The organism is Aquamicrobium aerolatum DSM 21857, from assembly GCF_900113935.1.
GTDB classification, from domain to species: domain Bacteria; phylum Pseudomonadota; class Alphaproteobacteria; order Rhizobiales; family Rhizobiaceae; genus Aerobium; species Aerobium aerolatum.
Genome location: NZ_FORF01000006.1, coordinates 37,440 through 55,000, shown reverse-complemented (window position 1 = coordinate 55,000; position 17,561 = coordinate 37,440). Strand labels below are relative to the sequence as shown.

18 protein-coding genes and 1 tRNA gene are annotated in these 17,561 nt (G+C 57.3%); 7 read left to right on the top strand and 12 right to left on the bottom strand.

The window, feature by feature from the left end:
• Positions 1-32 precede the first annotated feature (32 nt).
• Entirely contained in the window at positions 33-1,571 is a 1,539-nt protein-coding gene (locus BMZ42_RS06350; RefSeq protein WP_091520026.1) for a sensor histidine kinase, read from the bottom strand.
• A gap of 95 nt (positions 1,572-1,666) precedes the next feature.
• Between BMZ42_RS06350 and BMZ42_RS06345 the strand changes: the two genes are divergently transcribed.
• The 3 genes from BMZ42_RS06345 to BMZ42_RS06335 all read left to right on the top strand — a co-directional run bounded on the left by BMZ42_RS06345 (position 1,667) and on the right by BMZ42_RS06335 (position 3,484).
• The gene (locus BMZ42_RS06345) at positions 1,667-2,278 is read left to right on the top strand and encodes a glutathione S-transferase (RefSeq protein ID WP_091520023.1); all 612 of its coding nucleotides are present in this window, start codon (positions 1,667-1,669) and stop codon (positions 2,276-2,278) included.
• Positions 2,278-2,892, top strand: a complete 615-nt coding sequence (locus BMZ42_RS06340) for a uracil-DNA glycosylase family protein (RefSeq protein ID WP_091520021.1) — start codon at positions 2,278-2,280, stop codon at positions 2,890-2,892. Before BMZ42_RS06345 ends, BMZ42_RS06340 begins: the two co-directional genes overlap by 1 nt.
• A 109-nt stretch (positions 2,893-3,001) precedes the next feature.
• A complete protein-coding gene (locus BMZ42_RS06335) occupies positions 3,002-3,484 on the top strand; it encodes an Lrp/AsnC family transcriptional regulator (protein WP_091520019.1) in 483 nt (160 codons plus the stop codon).
• 57 nt (positions 3,485-3,541) lie between these two features.
• Here the strand turns inward: BMZ42_RS06335 and BMZ42_RS06330 are convergent, their stop codons facing one another.
• From BMZ42_RS06330 to moaA, 7 genes are all read right to left on the bottom strand, one after another.
• Positions 3,542-4,411 (bottom strand): NAD(P)-dependent oxidoreductase, encoded by an 870-nt coding sequence (locus BMZ42_RS06330; RefSeq protein WP_091520016.1) that lies wholly within the window; start codon positions 4,409-4,411, stop codon positions 3,542-3,544.
• 43 nt (positions 4,412-4,454) lie between these two features.
• Positions 4,455-5,279, bottom strand: a complete 825-nt coding sequence (locus BMZ42_RS06325) for an ABC transporter permease (protein ID WP_091520013.1) — start codon at positions 5,277-5,279, stop codon at positions 4,455-4,457.
• Positions 5,276-5,989, bottom strand: coding sequence for an ABC transporter permease (locus tag BMZ42_RS06320; protein ID WP_091520302.1), 714 nt, complete (start codon positions 5,987-5,989; stop codon positions 5,276-5,278). The genes BMZ42_RS06325 and BMZ42_RS06320 overlap by 4 nt, the downstream gene beginning before the upstream one ends.
• A 172-nt stretch (positions 5,990-6,161) precedes the next feature.
• Positions 6,162-6,920, bottom strand: coding sequence for an ABC transporter substrate-binding protein (locus BMZ42_RS06315; RefSeq protein WP_091520011.1), 759 nt, complete (start codon positions 6,918-6,920; stop codon positions 6,162-6,164).
• A gap of 171 nt (positions 6,921-7,091) precedes the next feature.
• Positions 7,092-8,300, bottom strand: coding sequence for a multidrug effflux MFS transporter (locus BMZ42_RS06310; protein WP_091520009.1), 1,209 nt, complete (start codon positions 8,298-8,300; stop codon positions 7,092-7,094).
• A 34-nt stretch (positions 8,301-8,334) separates the two neighbouring features.
• Positions 8,335-9,255, bottom strand: coding sequence for a DMT family transporter (locus BMZ42_RS06305; RefSeq protein ID WP_091520007.1), 921 nt, complete (start codon positions 9,253-9,255; stop codon positions 8,335-8,337).
• 96 nt (positions 9,256-9,351) lie between these two features.
• Positions 9,352-10,362, bottom strand: a complete 1,011-nt coding sequence (gene moaA / locus BMZ42_RS06300; protein WP_091520004.1) for a GTP 3',8-cyclase MoaA — start codon at positions 10,360-10,362, stop codon at positions 9,352-9,354.
• 173 nt (positions 10,363-10,535) lie between these two features.
• On the opposite strand from moaA, the gene BMZ42_RS06295 reads away from it, so the two are divergent.
• Positions 10,536-10,892: a gamma-butyrobetaine hydroxylase family protein gene (locus BMZ42_RS06295; RefSeq protein WP_091520003.1), complete on the top strand. Its 357-nt coding sequence runs from the start codon at positions 10,536-10,538 to the stop codon at positions 10,890-10,892.
• Between the two features lie 51 nt (positions 10,893-10,943).
• Here BMZ42_RS06295 and BMZ42_RS06290 read toward each other — a convergent pair whose 3' ends face one another.
• Positions 10,944-11,336 carry a rhodanese-like domain-containing protein gene (locus tag BMZ42_RS06290; RefSeq protein WP_091520300.1) on the bottom strand — a complete coding sequence of 131 codons (393 nt, stop codon included), beginning with the start codon at positions 11,334-11,336 and terminating at the stop codon, positions 10,944-10,946.
• Positions 11,337-11,353: 17 nt separating this feature from the next.
• Positions 11,354-12,973, bottom strand: coding sequence for a fumarate hydratase (locus tag BMZ42_RS06285; RefSeq protein ID WP_091520000.1), 1,620 nt, complete (start codon positions 12,971-12,973; stop codon positions 11,354-11,356).
• 357 nt (positions 12,974-13,330) lie between these two features.
• Between BMZ42_RS06285 and BMZ42_RS06280 the strand changes: the two genes are divergently transcribed.
• Positions 13,331-15,043 (top strand): L,D-transpeptidase family protein, encoded by a 1,713-nt coding sequence (locus BMZ42_RS06280; RefSeq protein ID WP_342028920.1) that lies wholly within the window; start codon positions 13,331-13,333, stop codon positions 15,041-15,043.
• A gap of 152 nt (positions 15,044-15,195) precedes the next feature.
• Here BMZ42_RS06280 and BMZ42_RS06275 read toward each other — a convergent pair.
• Both BMZ42_RS06275 and BMZ42_RS06270 read right to left on the bottom strand, forming a co-directional pair.
• Positions 15,196-15,270 (bottom strand) — tRNA-Val (locus BMZ42_RS06275).
• A gap of 101 nt (positions 15,271-15,371) precedes the next feature.
• Positions 15,372-16,055 carry a phosphoglycolate phosphatase gene (locus BMZ42_RS06270; protein WP_091519995.1) on the bottom strand — a complete coding sequence of 228 codons (684 nt, stop codon included), beginning with the start codon at positions 16,053-16,055 and terminating at the stop codon, positions 15,372-15,374.
• A 155-nt stretch (positions 16,056-16,210) separates the two neighbouring features.
• Here BMZ42_RS06270 and rpiA point away from each other — a divergent pair, with 155 nt between their 5' ends.
• A complete protein-coding gene (gene rpiA, locus BMZ42_RS06265; protein ID WP_342028919.1) occupies positions 16,211-16,921 on the top strand; it encodes a ribose-5-phosphate isomerase RpiA in 711 nt (236 codons plus the stop codon).
• A gap of 15 nt (positions 16,922-16,936) precedes the next feature.
• Positions 16,937-17,473 (top strand): DUF2059 domain-containing protein, encoded by a 537-nt coding sequence (locus BMZ42_RS06260; RefSeq protein WP_091519990.1) that lies wholly within the window; start codon positions 16,937-16,939, stop codon positions 17,471-17,473.
• Positions 17,474-17,561: the final 88 nt, after the last annotated feature.

Here is a 17,561-nt window from a genome sequence, read left to right as displayed (position 1 = left end):
GTGTGAGCGAATCCGAAGGGTTGCGACACGTTTTAACGACGTCGCCCACCGGCTGCTGCAATCTTGACCTGATGCGGCAGGGCGGGGAGTTCTTCCATAACGCGACGCGGAGGGAAGACCGCAATCGCCTCGGTGCCTTCCCGAAGCTTGGAGTGAAGCTGGAACTCGCCGTCATGAAGAGCGACGAGGCCCTGAACGATCGGCAGGCCGAGCCCAGTGCCCTGTTCGGCGTTTTTGATCGCAATTGAACCTTGGCCGAACGCCGACAGAACGACGAGGATTTCGTCTTCGGGGATCCCCGGACCGTTGTCCTTCACGGAGATGTACTGGCCTCCGCCTGCGGTCCAGCCGACACGCACGCGCACCTCGCTGCCGCTGGGCGCAAACTTGATGGCATTTGACAGCAGATTTAATGTGATCTGCCGCAACGACCGCTCATCGGCAAAAATTCGAGGTAGATTCGGCTCAAACTGCTGCAAGACGCGAATGTCCTTGTTTCGCGCCTTCAGTTCCATCAGGTGGCAGCACTCTTCAACGACGTGCTCAAGCTGTACCGGCTCTTCGGCGAGTTGGTAGCGTCCGGCCTCCACCCGCGAGAGATCGAGGATTTCATTGATGAGATGCAAAAGATGACGCCCTGATCCATGGATGTCATTTGCATATTCGCGATAAGTCGCGTTGTTCATCGGCCCGAGAACTTCGGATGCCATGACCTCAGAGAAACCAAGGATTGCGTTGAGCGGAGTGCGCAGCTCGTGGCTCATGGTCGCCAGAAAGCGGGATTTTGCCAGGTTGGCTTCTTCTGCGCGACGTCGGGCTTCGTCCGACATGGCCTTCGCCGTTTCCAGTTCTGCGATCAGAAAATCTTTCTCGGCCCGGAATGCCAGCAGCATCACCGTTGAGGAATGAAGGCTGCGCGATATGAAGCTGAAAAACGGAAGCGACACGATGAGCAACGCTGCCATCATCGCTTCGACCGGCTGCCAGTCAGGCGCCAGGAATAGTGACAGCAGAAAAATCATGACGGGAAGCGCGAAGGTAACGCCCAGTGCGCCCCCAAGTGCCGAACAGAATATGGCGGTGGCCGCAATGACGAGCAGCAGGATGACCGCTTTCAGAACTGGAAATTGTTCGACCTGGCATTCACTGCAGGCTAGCCACGCCAGATAGGCCCATCCAAGGCCGCTGACCGCATGCCACAGCAGGAAGATGCGCCGGACGTTCTCGATATTGATTTCGGCCGCATCCTGCCGTTCGACCCGTTGAGCGAACAGGACGAGCCCGGTGTAGCAGGCGAGCGTCAGGACCGCCCACACCAGAACATTGATCCCGATATCCATGAAAATTCCCGCCCCGGCCACCAGGGCTACCAGGAGTGGGATCGCGACAGAGCCATTGATCAGGGATCTGGCATGTATCTTCAATAGTTCACGGTCGAATACAGGATTGCCTGCTTGCTGCGACAAGCGATCGCGCGTGCGTCGCACCGCGCGCGCAACGTCAGGGTTGCGATGCGTTCTTCTGCGATCCACAATATTCTTGTCCGCAATGCCGGACTGTTGAAACGCCATGAAGACTAACGGGCTAAACTTGTTCGAGATACTTCCCTTAGATTAGCTCACAATGATTAAGAGAGCCTTCAAGGGGCTCTGGAGGAATAGGTAAGATGAAGCTGTTTGATGGTGGAAAGGCACCGAATCCGCGCCGTGTGCGCGTCTTTCTGGCCGAGAAAGGCATCGAGGTTCCTCTGGTGCCGGTCGATATGGGCGCGCTGGGCCATCGGGACGAGGAGGTTGCGAACCGCAATCCCTTGCAGCGTCTGCCGGTTCTCGAGCTCGATGACGGGACGGTGTTGACGGAATCTGTAGCGATCTGTCGCTATTTTGAAGAGTGCTATCCTGAAAAGCCGCTTTTCGGGACAGGTCCACTGGGACGCGCGAAGGTGGAGGAGTGGCAGCGGCGTATGGAACTGAACCTTCTGATGCCGGTGGCGCACGCTTTCCGTCACATTCATCCCGCCATGAAGGATTGGGAGGTGCCACAGATTGCGGAATGGGGTGAGGCGAACAAGCCCAAGGCGCTCGCATTCCTGCATCTCATTGATCGCGAGCTTGCAGATCGTGAATTCATTGCCGGAGACGACTATAGCATCGCCGACATTACCGGACTGATTGCGGTCGATTTCATGAAGCCCGCACGCATTACTGTGCCAGATGAATTGGTCCATGTAAGGCGCTGGCATAGTTCAGTTTCCGCGCGACCAAGCGCGAGTGCTTGATGGAATTGCCGCTCGGCGAACTTGTTGCGCAGATCCGGCTTTGTCGGATTTGTCGCGACGCGCCCTTCAAGAAGCCGCTGCCGCATGAACCCAATCCGGTGGTGGTCGCTTCGCAGAACGCGCGCGTGCTGATTGCCGGGCAGGCACCGGGAACGAGGGTACATGCGTCAGGCATTCCGTTCGATGACCGTTCAGGCGACCGTTTGCGGCAGTGGCTGGGGGTGACCCGGGAAGAGTTCTACGACGCGGATCGTTTCGCTATCGTGCCGATGGGGTTCTGCTTTCCGGGCCAGGACATCAGGGGCAGCGATTTGCCGCCGAGGCCTGAATGCCCGCCAGCATGGCGCAAGCAATTGCTTGCCTTGATGCCACAGATTGAGCTTGTTCTGGCGGTGGGGAGCTACGCACAGGCATGGCATCTGGGCAAGGATGCACGCGCGACACTCAGTGAGCGTGTCGCAGACTGGCGGTCCATCGTCATGCGCAATACGTCCCCCCGGATTCTCCCCTTGCCGCATCCTTCATGGCGCAACACGAGTTGGTTGAAACGCAACCCGTGGTTTGAGATGGATTTGCTACCTTTTCTGCAGCAGGAAATACGAATCCGTATTTGACGCCCCGTTTAGTCGAAACCAGCTGTTTCAGCGTTTTCCATGAGATTAAATTTCTTGTTTTGCGCGTTGGAGAGCTCCACAATGGAATGAGATTCTATTGGAGCACCTGATGGACCGCCTTGATCGCAAAATTCTTCGTCTTTTGCAGGAAGATTCGACACTCGCCGTTGCTGATGTAGCAAAAAAGGTTGGTCTGTCGACGACGCCTTGCTGGCGGCGCATTCAGAAACTTGAGGAGGAAGGCGTCATCCAGCGGCGGGTCGCGGTTCTTGATCCCGCAAAGGTGAATACCCGCGTCAACGTTTTCGTGTCTATCCGTACCAGCACGCACAGCATCGAGTGGTTGAAGCGCTTTTCCGAAGTTATTCAGGAATTTCCGGAAGTCGTTGAGTTTTACCGGATGAGCGGTGACGTCGACTATCTTCTACGCGTCGTCGTGCCCGACATTGCGGCGTTTGACGCCTTCTACAAGCGCATGATCGGAAAGATCGAAATTCGCGACGTTTCGTCGACTTTCGCGATGGAACAGATAAAATATACCACCCAGTTGCCGCTCGACTATCTGGTTCTGGACAAGGATGGTGGCGCCTAGCTTACCAAGTCGAGGCGGCGCGTCCGACAAGTCGATCACGCCGCCTTTCATCCTGTCCTATCGCTCGAGGCGCGCGAGCAGCGATGAGGTATCCCACCTGGCGCCACCGAGCGCCTGCACATCTTTGTAGAACTGATCTATCAGCGCGGTGGTCGGTAGGGACGCACCGTTGCGATCTGCTTCGGCGAGACAGATGCCAAGGTCTTTGCGCATCCAGTCGACCGCAAAGCCGAAATCATATTGACCGGCATTCATGGTCTTGTGTCGGTTCTCCATCTGCCACGAGCCGGCCGCACCTTTGGAGATGACCTCGATCACTTTTTCGATGTCGAGGCCCGCCTTCTTGCCAAAATGAATGCCTTCGGCGAGCCCCTGTACCAATCCCGCAATGCAGATCTGATTGACCATCTTGGTTACCTGGCCGGAGCCAGCCGGCCCCATCAGGCCGATCATACGCGCGTAAGCTTCTATGACAGGTCGTGCCTTGGCGAAGTTTTCTTCATCGCCGCCGCACATGACCGTGAGCACCCCGTTTTCCGCGCCTGCCTGACCGCCCGACACCGGGGCATCAATAAACCCGAAGCCCAGCTTGCGTGCCTCTGCGTCGAGTTCTCGCGCGACATCAGCCGAAGCCGTCGTGTTGTCGATGAAGACCGCATTTCTGGACATCGACTGGAATGCACCGTCCGGACCAAGCGTTACCGAGCGCAGATCGTCATCATTTCCGACACATGCGAAAACGAAATCCATGCCACGAGCTGCTTCAGCGGGCGTGGTGGCAAAGTTGCCGCCGTGCTCGGCTACCCACTGTTCGGCTTTGGCCGTGGTCCGATTGTAAACTGTGACATCATGGCCACCCCTGTTCTTCAGATGGGCAGCCATCGGGTAACCCATGACGCCGAGCCCGAGAAAAGCAACTTTGGCCATTTCGCCAACTCCTTGTTTGGGGGTGATTGTTCGACAGGTCGCGCTAGCGTTTGAGGTGCCGGGTGATGCGACGTTCGATCCATTCGATGAGGTTGCGCAGCGTTTCGACGATCGCAAGATAGATGATGGCCGCCCACAGATAGGTCTGGAAGTCGAATGTGCGCGAATAGGCGCGCCGCGTTTCTCCCATCAGGTCGTAGACGGTAATGATCGCGACAATCGCAGAGCCCTTGATCATGAGAATGATCTCGTTGCCATAGGGACGAAGCGCCACGATCAGGGCTTGAGGAAGAACGATTTTTCGAAAAGTCAGCAGCCGGGGCAGGCCAAGTGAATCAGCGCCTTCCCACTGACCGCTGGGAACGGACTTCACCGCGCCCCGCAGGATTTCCGCCTGATAGGCGGCGGTATTGAGCGTGAATGCCAGCAGCGCGCAGTACCAGGCATCGCGGAAAAACCACCACAGGCCGAGTGCCTCCAGCGGGGATTTGAACGATCCGACACCATAGTAGATCAAGAATGTCTGGGCCAAAAGCGGCGTGCCGCGAAAGAAGTAGACATACATATAGGATGGCCAGGCCGCCCACTTGCTCGTGGCATCGCGCGCATAGGCGATCGGCAGGGACAAAAGCGCGCCAAGCAGCAGCGAAAGCCCCACGAGCTGGATCGTGATGATCAGCCCGGAAAAATAGCTTGGTGCATATCTGGAGAAAAGCTCCGGATTCCACGCCCGCACCAGAAAAATGATCAATCCCAGTGCCGCGAGTCCCCACAGCGACACCAGAAAATATCCAACGATACGTTGTTTCGTCCAGGCGCGGGATGGTTCAGGCGGCTTGATTACATCCAGGCGGGAGGCGGTGCTCATTTGACATCCTCCGTCCTGCGCGCCCAGCGCTCAATATAGCCAAACACGACTGACGAAAGCATGGCCAGCGCCAGGTAGAGGAGGCAGGCGATGCCGAAGAACAAGAACGCTTCTCGTGTGACGCGCGCAGCGATGCCGACCTGCCGGATGATGTCCGACAATCCAATCACCGACACCAGAGCAGTATCCTTCAAAAGGATCAGCCACAGGTTGGAAAGGCCGGGCAGGGCCAGTCTGACCAGTTGCGGAAATATGATCAGCCGCATGGTCTGAAAGGAGGACAGGCCGACCGCCCAGCCGCCTTCGTACTGCCCGTGAGGTATCGCACGGAATGCGGACAGGAAGACTTCGCTGGCATATGACGAGAACACCGCACCCAGCGCGACCATGCCGGCGACGAATGCATTGATCTCTATAGCCGTCTCGATGCCGAGGAACGAGGCGAGTTGCTGCACGCCCAGTTGCGCGCCATAAAACACGAGGAACAGTGTCAGAAGTTCGGGTAGGCCGCGAAAGATCGTCGTGTAGATGTTCGCGGCAAGGCGCAGTGAAGGCTCGCTCGACTGCTTTGCCAATGCGATGAAAAAACCCGCAGCAAGGCCGAAGGGCAGGGTGGCCAGCGCCAGCGAGACTGTCACCAGAAGCCCGGATGCAATTTCGTCACCCCAGCCATCGGGGCTAAAGGACAGCAGTGACAGAAACCTGTCCATCTCGATCGCAATCCCGTCGATTGGGCACGTCATGACAGCAATTGTAACGCTGCCACTTCTGCAAAATGCTTGATGAAATAACTTGAAATGGATGCCGGCAGATGGGTGTGCAGATCTCAATCGCCGCGCCAGCGAGGCGGGAGCCGGCTAGGCTCACCGCCCCGTAGGTCGATTATTCGCCGAAAATGTCGAAGGGGAAATACTTCGCATTCACTTCCGCGTATTTGCCATTGGCGCGGATTGCAGCGAGAGCGGTGTTGAATTTTTCCGCGAGTGCGGTGTCACCCTTGCGGATTGCGATTGCGATTTTGTCGTCGCTGCTCACAACGTCGCCCTTGAACTCGCAGCATTCCTTGCCGTCCGTCTCGAGCCAGTCATACTGAACGCCGAAGTCCGCGAGAACCGAGTCGACGCGACCATTCTGCAGGTCCGCCCATGCTTCAAGCTGGGAAGGATAGGCCTTTACGTCGGCATTCGGATAGTTTTCCTCGGCAAAGATTGCAGCGATGGTGCCTTCCTGAACCCCGATTGCCTTGTCACCAGCGTTATCCGGCATCAGGTCCGAGTCTTTGGGAGCGACAAAAACCAGCGAGTTTGTGTAGTAGGGGTCCGTGAAATCGACCTGCTGCTTACGCTCGTCGGTGATCGACATCGAGGCGATGATTGCGTCGAATCTGCTGGCCTGCAACGCAGGAATGATCCCATCCCAGTCCTGGGTGACGAACTCGCACTCTGCTTTCATCTCTTCACAGAGCGCGCGTGCAATATCAATGTCGAAGCCGACAAGCTGTCCGTCCGCCGTCAATGCGTTGAAAGGAGGATATGCACCCTCAGTACCGATCCTGATCTTGTCCTGCGCCTGTGCGGAGCCAAGTGAAAGCGCAAAAGCTGCAGCAGACAGGGCCAACGAAACTTTCGACAACATAGGCATATTGTTCCTCTCAAATCATCTATGGTCTCGCAGTTGTTCCTTCGCCCGAGACCGTTGAAGCGCTCTTATGCGAGCTTTGTATCGATGATCCCATTGTTTTCAGCAAGATTGCAATGACGAAATGGCTGCTGGGCGAAGGATCGACGCATTTGTGGATACTCTCGCGGCCGATTAACTCTGATCCGATGGGCGAACCTGCCTGAGCAGGTAGAGTGTTGGAAATAATGCGCCTACGGCCGAGACGGACATGACGATCAACAAAGGTACTGGGCCGCTGGTTGGTGACAGCAGAGCACCCGCCAGGCTGGCCATCCCTGCACCTGCTCCAATTTGCAATGCGCCTCCGAGGCCTGATGCTGCGCCAGCAAGTCTTGGGCGCACGCTCACAATGCCGGCATTTGCATTTGGTAGCGCCATTCCGTTGCCAATGCCGATCATGGCAATCGGCGCGAAGAAGGACAGCGGTGTGAAAATACCGGCAAATATGAACGCGAGGGCGATGAAGATGCCCAGTGCGGTCACGATGTTGCCGGCGAGCATCATCCGGTTGATCCCGACATCACGGGAGAAGCGTCCAGAGACGAAATTTCCGGCCATGTAGCCGACTGACATGAGAGCGAAGTACATTCCGTACTGCGAGGGTGAAAGACCGAGCATGACTGTCGCAACATACGGACCACCGCCAAGAAAGGCGAAAAAGCAGCCGGAAGCGAACCCGCCAGTCAGCGTGTAGCACCAAAAATCAGCGGAGCGGACAAGCTCGAGATAGCTGCGGATCTGTCCTCCTACATGTGCTGAACGGTTTTTGTTGGTTTCACCAAGATCGAGATAGATCAGTGCAAACGCCAGCGTTCCGAACAGCAGAATAAGCAGGAAAGAAGCCTGCCAGCCATAATACTCGTCCAGCAGACCGCCGATGAAGGGGCCGATCATGGGAACGACGGACATGCCCATGGTGATGTAGCCAATGCGACTGGCAGCTTCGTCGGTGGACACCGTATCCCGCACGATCGCGCGTGAGAGCACCATTCCGGACGCCGAGAACGCCTGAAGTATGCGAGCAGCGAGCAGCGTTTCGATGGTGGGCGCAAAAAGAGCGCCTATTGAGCCAAGAATGAAGACGACGAAGCACGTCAGCATGACTGGCCGGCGCCCATATCTGTCCGAGGCCGGGCCGATGAACAATTGAAGGGTGCCAGTCGCTGCCAGATAGAGTGACACAATCAGCTGCACGACCGCATAATCTGCCTGATAATGCTTTGCTATCGCGGGAAGCGAAGGCAGAAAAATGTTCATTGTGAGCGCGCCGGTGGCTGTGGCGATCACCAAAGTGAACAGATGCGGTGGGGTTGTTTTGTTCAGAAAGCGCGGCGGGATCATAGGGTCTCGTTAAAGCAATCGACTGTCGACGTGTCTATAGGCCATCGACCCCCATACCGGGCGTAGTCGTATCGGCGACAGGTTGCGTCCTGCCGGCCCGGCGTTCGCGATAGATGGTATAAAGTCCTGAGCCGACGATTATCGCAGCGCCGATGATCATGGCGGTGTCGGGTACATCGCCGAACAGAAGATATCCCAGAAGGACCGCCCAAAGGAGTGCGGTGTAGCGGAATGGCGCGATGTAGGAGACATCTCCAACGCGCGTGGACATGATGATGAACTGGTATCCAATCAGCAGCAGACCAGCAGCAGCGGCGGTGATGCCGATATCGCCTGCCGTCATTGGTTGCCAACCGCCTGTGAAGGGGATCAACAATCCGCCGCCAATGGTAACGATGGTCGATGTGAGGGTAGAGACCAGGACCGATGGCGTATCCGTCGGGATGTAACGGGTCGACAGGTCGCGAACGGCGCACACGCTGACGCATGCAATCATCAGCAGAGAGTAGACATTGAAACCATCATAGCCGGGACGCACCACGATCATGACGCCGGTGAAGCCGATGCAGATGCCGAGCCACCGGCGCCAGCCAACCATCTCGCCCAAGAACAGCGCCGCGCCAACCGTGATGGCGAGGGGCAGGGCCTGCATCAGTGCGGAGACGTTCGCAAGTGGCATGTGCGACAACGCGGCGAGATAGGTCATCGTGGACAAAAGCTCGCAAACCGATCGCAAGGCGACCATCGGGTTGAGCAGTTGTCGCGGGTGCGCGAGTGCACCGCTGTACCAGGCCAGCACAAGCACGGCCGAGGTTGCGAAAATTCCGCGCACGAGCATCAGTTGCCCGTTTCCCATAGATCCAAGCAGCACCTTGCTGAGCGCATCGTTGAGAGTGAAGCCCGCCATGGAAATGACCATGAACAGGGCGCCGCGGAGGTTTGCAGATAGTGGCACGGACAATGTTCTCGGGAATCGTATCGGTATACGATCACTAGGCCGCGCCGTACCCAAGCGCAATGGTCACGATGTTTACGCGGAAATCTGGAAGACTCAGCCGCCCGTAACACTCATGTGGCGCGATACAGAGGGGCGGTTGGTGCGCCGATCAATGATGAAATCGTGCCCCTTCGGCTTCCGGCCGATCGCCTCATCGATGGCGTTGGACAGCAGTTCGTCACCCTCAGACGCGCGCAGTGGCGCACGCAAATCGGCGGCATCCTCCTGGCCAAGACACATATAGAGCGTTCCAGTGCAGGTCAGTCGGACGCGGTTGCAGCTTTCGCAGAAATTATGCGTCATTGGGGTGATGAACCCGAGCTTCCCGCCAGTCTCTTCAACGGTGACATAACGAGCCGGCCCGCCGGTTTTGAACGGGATATCGTTGAGGGTAAACTGGCGCTCCAGTTTTGCACGCAGTTGCGAGAGCGGCAGGTACTGGTTCGTCCGGTCAGCGTCGATCTCGCCCATTGGCATGGTCTCGATCACGGTCATGTCCATACCGCGACCATGCGCCCAACGCATCAGGTCGGGCAATTCATGATCATTGAAGCCTTTGAGGGCAACAGCATTGATCTTGACGTGCAAGCCAGCGGCCTGGGCCGCGTCAATGCCCGCCAGAACCTTGGACAGTTCCCCCCAGCGTGTAATTTCCTGAAACTTGCTGGGGTCCAGCGTGTCCAGCGAGACATTGAGGCGCTTGACGCCATGTTGGGCAAGTTCATTGGCAAAACGAGACAGCTGAGACCCGTTGGTGGTGAGCGTCAGCTCCTCCAGCGCGCCACTTTCGAGGTGACGTGACAGTTGGCGCACCAGTTCCATGACGTTTCGGCGTACCAGCGGCTCGCCTCCGGTCAGACGCAGCTTGCGCACACCTTTTGCAATAAAGACGCTGCAGAGGCGTTCGAGCTCCTCCAGGCTGAGAAGGTCCTTCTTCGGAAGGAACGTCATGTCCTCCGCCATGCAGTAAGTGCAGCGAAAATCACAACGGTCGGTCACGGACACCCGCAGATAGGTGATGTCGCGGCCGAAATTATCCGTCATGTTTGCGTAGGGAAATGTCATGTATTCGCGTTTCCTTGACACCATTGCGTGCCATTGTGTCGTTGCACCACGTGCATCCTCATCCCGAATGTCGGCCAAACCAAACGCCAATTCAAGTGGCAGGTTCTGGCCGGCCCTATGGCCGTGCCGTTCTGCCGGAGCTAAGCTGGCCGTGACAAATGTTGGGGAATCATATGACCGCACCAAGTGAGTTGCGCGTATCGAAAGATCGTCGCGTCCTGTCGGTGAGCTTTCCGGGGCACCAGCCGTTCGAGTTTACAGCGGAACTGCTGCGCGTTCTGTCACCGTCGGCAGAAGTGCAGGGGCACTCGCCGGAACAGCGCGTCACGGTTCCAGGCAAGATCGATGTTGTCATCTCCAAGATCGAGCCCGTCGGAAACTATGCGGTTCGCATCACATTTGACGATTTTCACGACACCGGCATTTTCACGTGGGATTATTTTCACACGCTCGGGCATGAAAAGGAATCCCGTTGGCAGGCTTATCTGGATGAGCTTGCCGCCAAGGGACTTTCGCGAGAGCGCCGTTGACGCCTCGACGATGATTAGTCGCAGATCAGCCTGATCGTAGCCCAGACCTCATCAGGATTGATCTTTTCTTTCCACCGCCAGACCCGCATCACGCCAGGCGCCAAAGCCGCCCTCGATGTGCATGACGGGCTCAAGTCCCATGTCCTGCGCGGTCTTCGTGGCAAGCGCTGATCGCAAGCCGCCAGCACAAAAGAACACAAAGGTTTTCCCGCTGGCTAAGATCGGCTTGTGATACGGACTTTCCGGGTCGATCCAGAACTCAAGCATGCCCCGCGGAGCATGAAGAGCGCCGGGAACCCGCCCGTCGCGTTCAAGTTCGCGCGGGTCCCTGATGTCGACCAGTACATGGTCTGGCGACTGAGCCAATCGGTACGCCTCCTGTGGCGATACTGCCTTGATCGCAGCATTTGCCTCTTGAAGCAGCGCTTTGTAGCCCTTTTTCATCGCCATCCGCATTCGTCCTATTCGAGGTTGAGTTCCTTGAAGAAGTCGTTGCCCTTGTCGTCGATCACGATGAAGGCCGGAAAATTCTCGACCTCGATACGCCAGATCGCTTCCATGCCGAGTTCGGCATACTCAACCACTTCGACCTTCTTGATGCAATCCTGTGCGAGTCTGGCTGCGGGTCCGCCGATCGAACCAAGATAGAAGCCGCCGTGCTTGCCGCAAGCGTCGCGAACCTGGCGGGAGCGGTTGCCCTTTGCCAGCATCACCATCGAGCCGCCGAACGACTGGAACTGATCGACATATGAATCCATTCGACCTGCAGTTGTCGGGCCAAACGAACCGGACGCGTAGCCGGTCGGCGTCTTGGCCGGGCCCGCATAGTAGATCGGGTGATTCTTGAAATAGTCCGGCATCGTTTCGCCGCTCTCCAGCCGTTCACGAATCTTTGCGTGTGCAAGGTCGCGGGCCACGATGATTGACCCGGTGAGCGACAGGCGCGTCTTCACCGGGTGTTGCGAGAGCGTCTTGAGAATTTCTGACATCGGCTGGTTGAGGTCGATGCGCACCACATGGGAGGTCAGCTTTTCCTCATCGATGTCAGGCATGAAGCGAGCTGGATTGGTCTCCAGTTCCTCAATGAATACGCCGTCCCGCGTAATCTTGCCCTTCGCCTGGCGATCCGCCGAGCAGGACACGCCCAGGCCGATAGGCAGCGATGCGCCGTGGCGCGGGAGGCGGATGACACGCACGTCGTGGCAGAAATATTTGCCGCCGAACTGCGCACCCACACCCAGCTGCTGGGTCATCTTATGGATTTCGGCTTCCATCTCGAGGTCGCGGAAGGCGTGCCCTTCATCGCTGCCGCTCGTAGGCAACGAGTCGAGATAGCGCGTCGATGCAAGTTTGACCGTCTTGAGGTTCATCTCGGCTGACGTGCCGCCGATCACAATCGCAAGGTGGTATGGCGGGCACGCGGCGGTGCCGAGCGTCAGGATCTTTTCCTTCAGAAATGCGACCATGCGGTCATGTGTCAGAAGCGAAGGCGTGCCTTGATAAAGGAACGTCTTGTTGGCCGAACCGCCGCCCTTTGCGACAAACAGGAAATTGTATTCGTCGACACCTTCTTCATAGATGTCGATCTGGGCGGGCAAGTTATTTTTCGTGTTCTTTTCTTCGAACATCGAAATGGGCGCGAGCTGCGAATAGCGCAGGTTCTTCTTGTAGTAGGCGTCGATCACGCCCTGGCCAAGCAGCCCGTCATCGCCGCCTTCGGTCCAGACACGTCGGCCCTTCTTGCCCATGATAATCGCGGTACCGGTGTCCTGACACATCGGTAGGACACCGCCGGCCGCAATGTTTGCATTCTTCAGGAGATCGTAGGCGACAAAGCGGTCGTTGTCGGTGGCCTCAGGATCTTCCAGAATCGAGGCGAGCTGCTGAAGATGCCCTGGGCGCAGAAGATGGTTGATGTCAGAGAACGCAGTTTCTGACAGGAGCCGCAAGGCTTCGGGCTCAACTGTCAGGATTTCCTGGCCACGAAAAGTTTCCACCGAGACGAAGTCTGACGTCAGTTTGCGGTATGGCGTCTCGTCGGCGCCGAGGGGGAAAAGGCTTGCTGTCGGCTGATCAGTCATGGCGGTCTTCCATCTGATGTGTTGTGGCTTGCGTGTTGAGGCCTCTTTATCCAAGCAAAGGCGATAAGCCAATTGCTTCGCGGCGTTCTCGGCCATGTCCGGGTGAGTTCTCTGGGTGTGTTCAAAGTGCCGCACGCATGGTGCAGGTTCCGCGATAGGTAATCGCAGACTTAACGGCCAGAGCGTGAATCACTATAGTCGACGTCCCATAAGGAAATTTATTGGATGAAGTCGAGTCGGTCTCCGCTGCTCCTGTCAGCCACGGCAGTCATTACATTTTGGGCTGTGTCTGCTGAACAGGCGTCCGCACAAGGTCTGTTAGAGGCGTTGTTTGGTAATAAACGTTCGGCGCCGGTCGTGCAGGAGCAAGCTCCTCCCGCAGCACCGAAGCCACCGGCGGCACCTCCGCGCGTTACTGGTCCTGGCTACTACGACTATAAGGTCGACGCCCTGGTGCGCATCGACTTTTCATCGCTCAAGCGGCCTACGCAAGACGGAGCGGGCGCGACCGATCAGCCGCAACAGCAGGTGGCGGCACAAAAAGCGCTTGAAGACGTTGATCTGACCGCTCTTCAAGGCTTCGAGATAGTGGCCGAGAAGGACGCTGCTTCAGCGCTTTTGGCCCATTATTCTGAGAATCCGGCATTCATTTGGGTGGATGAAGGTGGCGTTTCGGCGCGTGCTGAAGCAGCGATACGTATTCTTGGCGAGGCTGCCGAACACGGTCTCAACCCGGATGATTATGCTGTCGAGGCGTCTTCGCCAAATGATAGCGCTGCCTTGGCTCGTTTCGAAATGGCACTCACGGCACGCGTATTACGCTATGCACGTGACGCGCAGGCCGGACGGGTCGATCCAAACCGGATTTCCGGCTATCACGATTTCAAGCCAAAGGAACTGGATCGCGCCGCGCTGCTGCAGGAGCTTGCGCGCAGCCACGATGTGTCATCGCTTCTGGAAGGCTTCCATCCCCAGAACAAACAATATGCAGAACTGCGGGCAGAACTGGCGGCGCTTCAGGCAATAGCTGAAAACGATATCGTCATTGCCGACGGCACGGTCATCAAGCCAGGCCAGAGCAGTGACGAATTTCCAAAATTGCTGACTTTGATCGAACGCCGGGCCGACGGAGCGTTTTTGACGCAGTATGGTGAGCTTCTGGCCAGCAACCGCGAGAGCCACATTTACGCGCAGGATCTGGTGCCATTGATAAAAGCCGCGCAAAAAGCGGCTGGGATCACTGATGATGGCGTTATCGGTCCGCGGACAGTGCAGGCAATCGCCGGTGAGACGCGATCGGCGCGAATCAACAAGGTGCTGGTTGCGATGGAGCAGCTACGCTGGCTGCCGTCAGATCTGAGCGACCGCTACGTTTTCATCAACACGCCTGCATTCACGGCGACCTATGTTGAAAATGGGGTAGAGAAGCTTGCGATGACGACTGTCGTCGGCTCGCTCGGAACGCAGACCTATTTCTTCCAGGATGAGATTCAGTATGTCGAGTTTCACCCCTATTGGGGCGTGCCGCGCTCAATTCTGGTGAACAAATATCTGCCGAAACTTTATTCGGACCCATCCTATCTGGATCGTAACGGCTTTGAGGTTGTCGCCCGCGATGGCCGCAAGATCGCGTCCTCTTCGGTCAACTGGACACAATATGGTGCGAACATCCCTTACGATGTGCGTCAGGTTCCAGGTCGGGGCAACGCGCTGGGGGAAATGAAGATCATGTTCCCCAATAAACATGCGATCTACATGCACGACACACCGGACAAGCACCTGTTCGCGCGCGACAATCGTGCCCTGTCGAACGGATGCATTCGTCTTGCCGATCCCCGCGCCATGGCGGCGGCCGTGCTGGGATGGGATCGCAGCGACATCGCGTCCCGCCTCGAGCGCCCCCATTCCCGAGAAAACCTGAAGGTGAAAGTCCCCGTCTATGTGGCCTATTTCACCGCGTGGCCAGATGCAGGGGGGAAAGTTGAATATTTCAATGATGTGTATGCCCGTGACGATAAGGTCATCGCCGCACGCAACAAGGTGGAGGCATCACGCGCTCCGGCCAGCTGACATTTGCGCGAGCTGGTATCTATTTTGTGATTCTGGGTGGGCGAAGCGAAGGAGCATCGTTTCTCCCACCGCCCGAGATCACGCTCCACTGCCAACGAGACGTGCGACGTCGAGCGCAGTTTCCGCAAGTAATTGAGATTTTCTTGAAACAATGGTGGGCGCGACAGGGATTGAACCTGTGACCCCACCCGTGTGAAGGGTGTGCTCTCCCGCTGAGCTACGCGCCCGATCACGAACCGGTTCGGCTCGCGAAAGTGCGGCGATATAAGGTGGAGCTGCGATGCAAGTCAAGGGCGCTTGACGCGCCAGCGAGATAGTCTGTGTAAAATCAGATGGTCGCCGCTTGCAGAAGCCCTTCCACCACTTCGAGTGTCAGTTCGTCGAAGTGCGAGATCACCACAGAAGGCTCAAATTCACGGACATGCCGGTCGGTGTATCCGAAGTCGACGGCGACGACAGGAATGCCTGCTGCCTTCGCAGTATCGATATCTGTGCGCGAGTCGCCGATCATCACCGCACGGGCAGGAGAGCCCCCGGCGCGGGCGATGGTTTCGGTGAGGTGGCGAGGGTCGGGCTTGCGGAACGAGAACGTGTCTTGTCCACACACTGCCGCAAAGCGGGGTGCAAGACCCAGAGAGCCGATGAGCGACGTTGCAAGATTCTCGTATTTGTTTGTGCAGACAGCTGCGATGTAACCTGCACGCTCGAACCTATCGAGCGCGCTCAGCACGCCTGCGTAGGGCTGGGACTTTCCAGGGATTGCGCCACCGTAGTGGTCAAGAAAGGCTGCGAGCAACCGGTCGAGCTGGTCCTGTTCCAATGTCTTGTTCTGGGCCGCAAACGCGCGTTCAATCATGACGCGACCGCCCATGCCCACAAACTTGCGAAGCTCCGTAGGTTCGGCAGTTTCCAGACCGGCCTGGTTCAGGCAGTGGTTGAGGCTGTCCAGCAGATCCGGCGCTGTGTCTACGAGAGTTCCGTCCAGGTCGTAGACAATGATGGGCTTGGTCATGCAGCAAGTCTCCGGAGATGGCAACGATCAGATAAGATAGGCGATACCGGTTTGCCGTCTGTGCGGCAAGCTGTTGGCGGGCGCACAACCGATAAAGCACTTGCCCGCTTCAGCAAAACTGCTACGACCCCCTGCAATTGACCTGCCGAGGAAGCATGATGGACGCGAGACAACTGAAGATCGAAGCGGCGCGGGAAGCGCTCACGCATGTCACCGACGGGATGAAGCTCGGGATCGGCACCGGCTCGACTGCCGAAGAATTCGTGCGCTTGCTGGCTGTGAAAGTGTCTGAAGGCTTCCGCGTGATCGGCGTTCCGACGTCGGAACGCACTGCTTCTCTGTGCCAGGAACTCGGCGTTCCGCTGTCGACTCTCGACGAAACACCGGAGCTGGATCTGACCATTGACGGGGCCGATGAGATCGATCCAGAATTGGCGCTTGTGAAAGGGGGCGGCGGAGCCTTGCTGCGGGAGAAGATTGTCGCTGCAGCTTCCAGGCAGATGCTGGTGATCGCCGATACATCGAAGCTCGTCGATACGCTGGGCAAGTTCCCGCTTCCGATTGAAGTAAATCCTTTCGGACTTAAGGCCACGACGATCGCAATTCGCGCTGCAGCGGACGCACTGGGTCTTGAAGGTCCGATCAATTTGAGGATGACGGGCACAACCCCGTTTGTTACAGATGGCGGACATTTCATTCTCGATGCATCTTTTGGCCGTATTCCGGATACAAGAGCGCTTTCAGATGTTCTGCATGCCATCCCCGGTGTCGTCGAACATGGTCTTTTTCTCGGATTGGCTGATGCGGCCATTGTCGCTGATGCCGGCGGTGCAAGAACGGTACGCGCCGTCAAGAAGCAACACTAAGGGAGTTCCCTCACCATGAAGTTGGTTAACCGTTCGCGCCGCATGGCTGCTGTAGCCGGTACCGTTGCACTCCTGGCCCTGTCCTTGCCGGCCAGTGCGCAGGAAGTCTCTGAGAGCCATCTTGCCGCGGCCCGCGCTGCGATCGCTGCCACGGGTGTCACGCTTGAGTTCGACGCCATCCTGCCGCAGGCGGTTGGTGCTCTTAAGGGAGAGCTGATCCAGAAAAACCCTGACCTGCAGGCGGAAATCAATCGAATTGTCGACCAGACGGCCTTGGCTCTGGCTGCCCGTCGCGGCGATCTCGAAAAGGAAGCCGCGCTTGCTTATGCACGGGTTTTCAGTGAAACCGAGCTCAAGGATATTTCGACGTTCTATCAGTCGGAAAGTGGCAAGAAATTGATGAATGATGGTCCTATTGCGGGACGCGAAATTCTCAAGGCTGCGGAAATCTGGCAGCGGGGTATCGGTCGCGATCTGGCGCAGCAAGTCGGTGAGCAACTCCAGAAGATCGCACCCGCTGCGGCAGAGGCTCCCGCGGCCACGGGAAATTGACCGTACAAAGGTAACACATTCCGATACTGCATGAGCCCGGGGTTTTCCCGGGCTTTTCTTTTGGCACCAGCCATCTTAGGTGAGACAT

What these genes read in the sequence shown, in the direction of transcription:
- rpiA (WP_342028919.1), top strand. Translation starts at nt 16,211, where the DNA reads ATGATGGACGCGAGACAACTGAAGATCGAAGCGGCGCGGGAAGCGCTC.
- BMZ42_RS06290 (WP_091520300.1), bottom strand. Translation starts at nt 11,336, where the DNA reads ATGAAAAAGGGCTACAAAGCGCTGCTTCAAGAGGCAAATGCTGCGATC.
- BMZ42_RS06345 (WP_091520023.1), top strand. Translation starts at nt 1,667, where the DNA reads ATGAAGCTGTTTGATGGTGGAAAGGCACCGAATCCGCGCCGTGTGCGC.
- BMZ42_RS06350 (WP_091520026.1), bottom strand. Translation starts at nt 1,571, where the DNA reads ATGGCGTTTCAACAGTCCGGCATTGCGGACAAGAATATTGTGGATCGC.
- BMZ42_RS06330 (WP_091520016.1), bottom strand. Translation starts at nt 4,411, where the DNA reads ATGGCCAAAGTTGCTTTTCTCGGGCTCGGCGTCATGGGTTACCCGATG.
- BMZ42_RS06310 (WP_091520009.1), bottom strand. Translation starts at nt 8,300, where the DNA reads ATGATCCCGCCGCGCTTTCTGAACAAAACAACCCCACCGCATCTGTTC.
- BMZ42_RS06335 (WP_091520019.1), top strand. Translation starts at nt 3,002, where the DNA reads ATGGACCGCCTTGATCGCAAAATTCTTCGTCTTTTGCAGGAAGATTCG.
- BMZ42_RS06320 (WP_091520302.1), bottom strand. Translation starts at nt 5,989, where the DNA reads ATGGACAGGTTTCTGTCACTGCTGTCCTTTAGCCCCGATGGCTGGGGT.
- BMZ42_RS06325 (WP_091520013.1), bottom strand. Translation starts at nt 5,279, where the DNA reads ATGAGCACCGCCTCCCGCCTGGATGTAATCAAGCCGCCTGAACCATCC.
- BMZ42_RS06295 (WP_091520003.1), top strand. Translation starts at nt 10,536, where the DNA reads ATGACCGCACCAAGTGAGTTGCGCGTATCGAAAGATCGTCGCGTCCTG.
- BMZ42_RS06270 (WP_091519995.1), bottom strand. Translation starts at nt 16,055, where the DNA reads ATGACCAAGCCCATCATTGTCTACGACCTGGACGGAACTCTCGTAGAC.
- moaA (WP_091520004.1), bottom strand. Translation starts at nt 10,362, where the DNA reads ATGACATTTCCCTACGCAAACATGACGGATAATTTCGGCCGCGACATC.
- BMZ42_RS06340 (WP_091520021.1), top strand. Translation starts at nt 2,278, where the DNA reads ATGGAATTGCCGCTCGGCGAACTTGTTGCGCAGATCCGGCTTTGTCGG.
- BMZ42_RS06315 (WP_091520011.1), bottom strand. Translation starts at nt 6,920, where the DNA reads ATGCCTATGTTGTCGAAAGTTTCGTTGGCCCTGTCTGCTGCAGCTTTT.
- BMZ42_RS06260 (WP_091519990.1), top strand. Translation starts at nt 16,937, where the DNA reads ATGAAGTTGGTTAACCGTTCGCGCCGCATGGCTGCTGTAGCCGGTACC.
- BMZ42_RS06285 (WP_091520000.1), bottom strand. Translation starts at nt 12,973, where the DNA reads ATGACTGATCAGCCGACAGCAAGCCTTTTCCCCCTCGGCGCCGACGAG.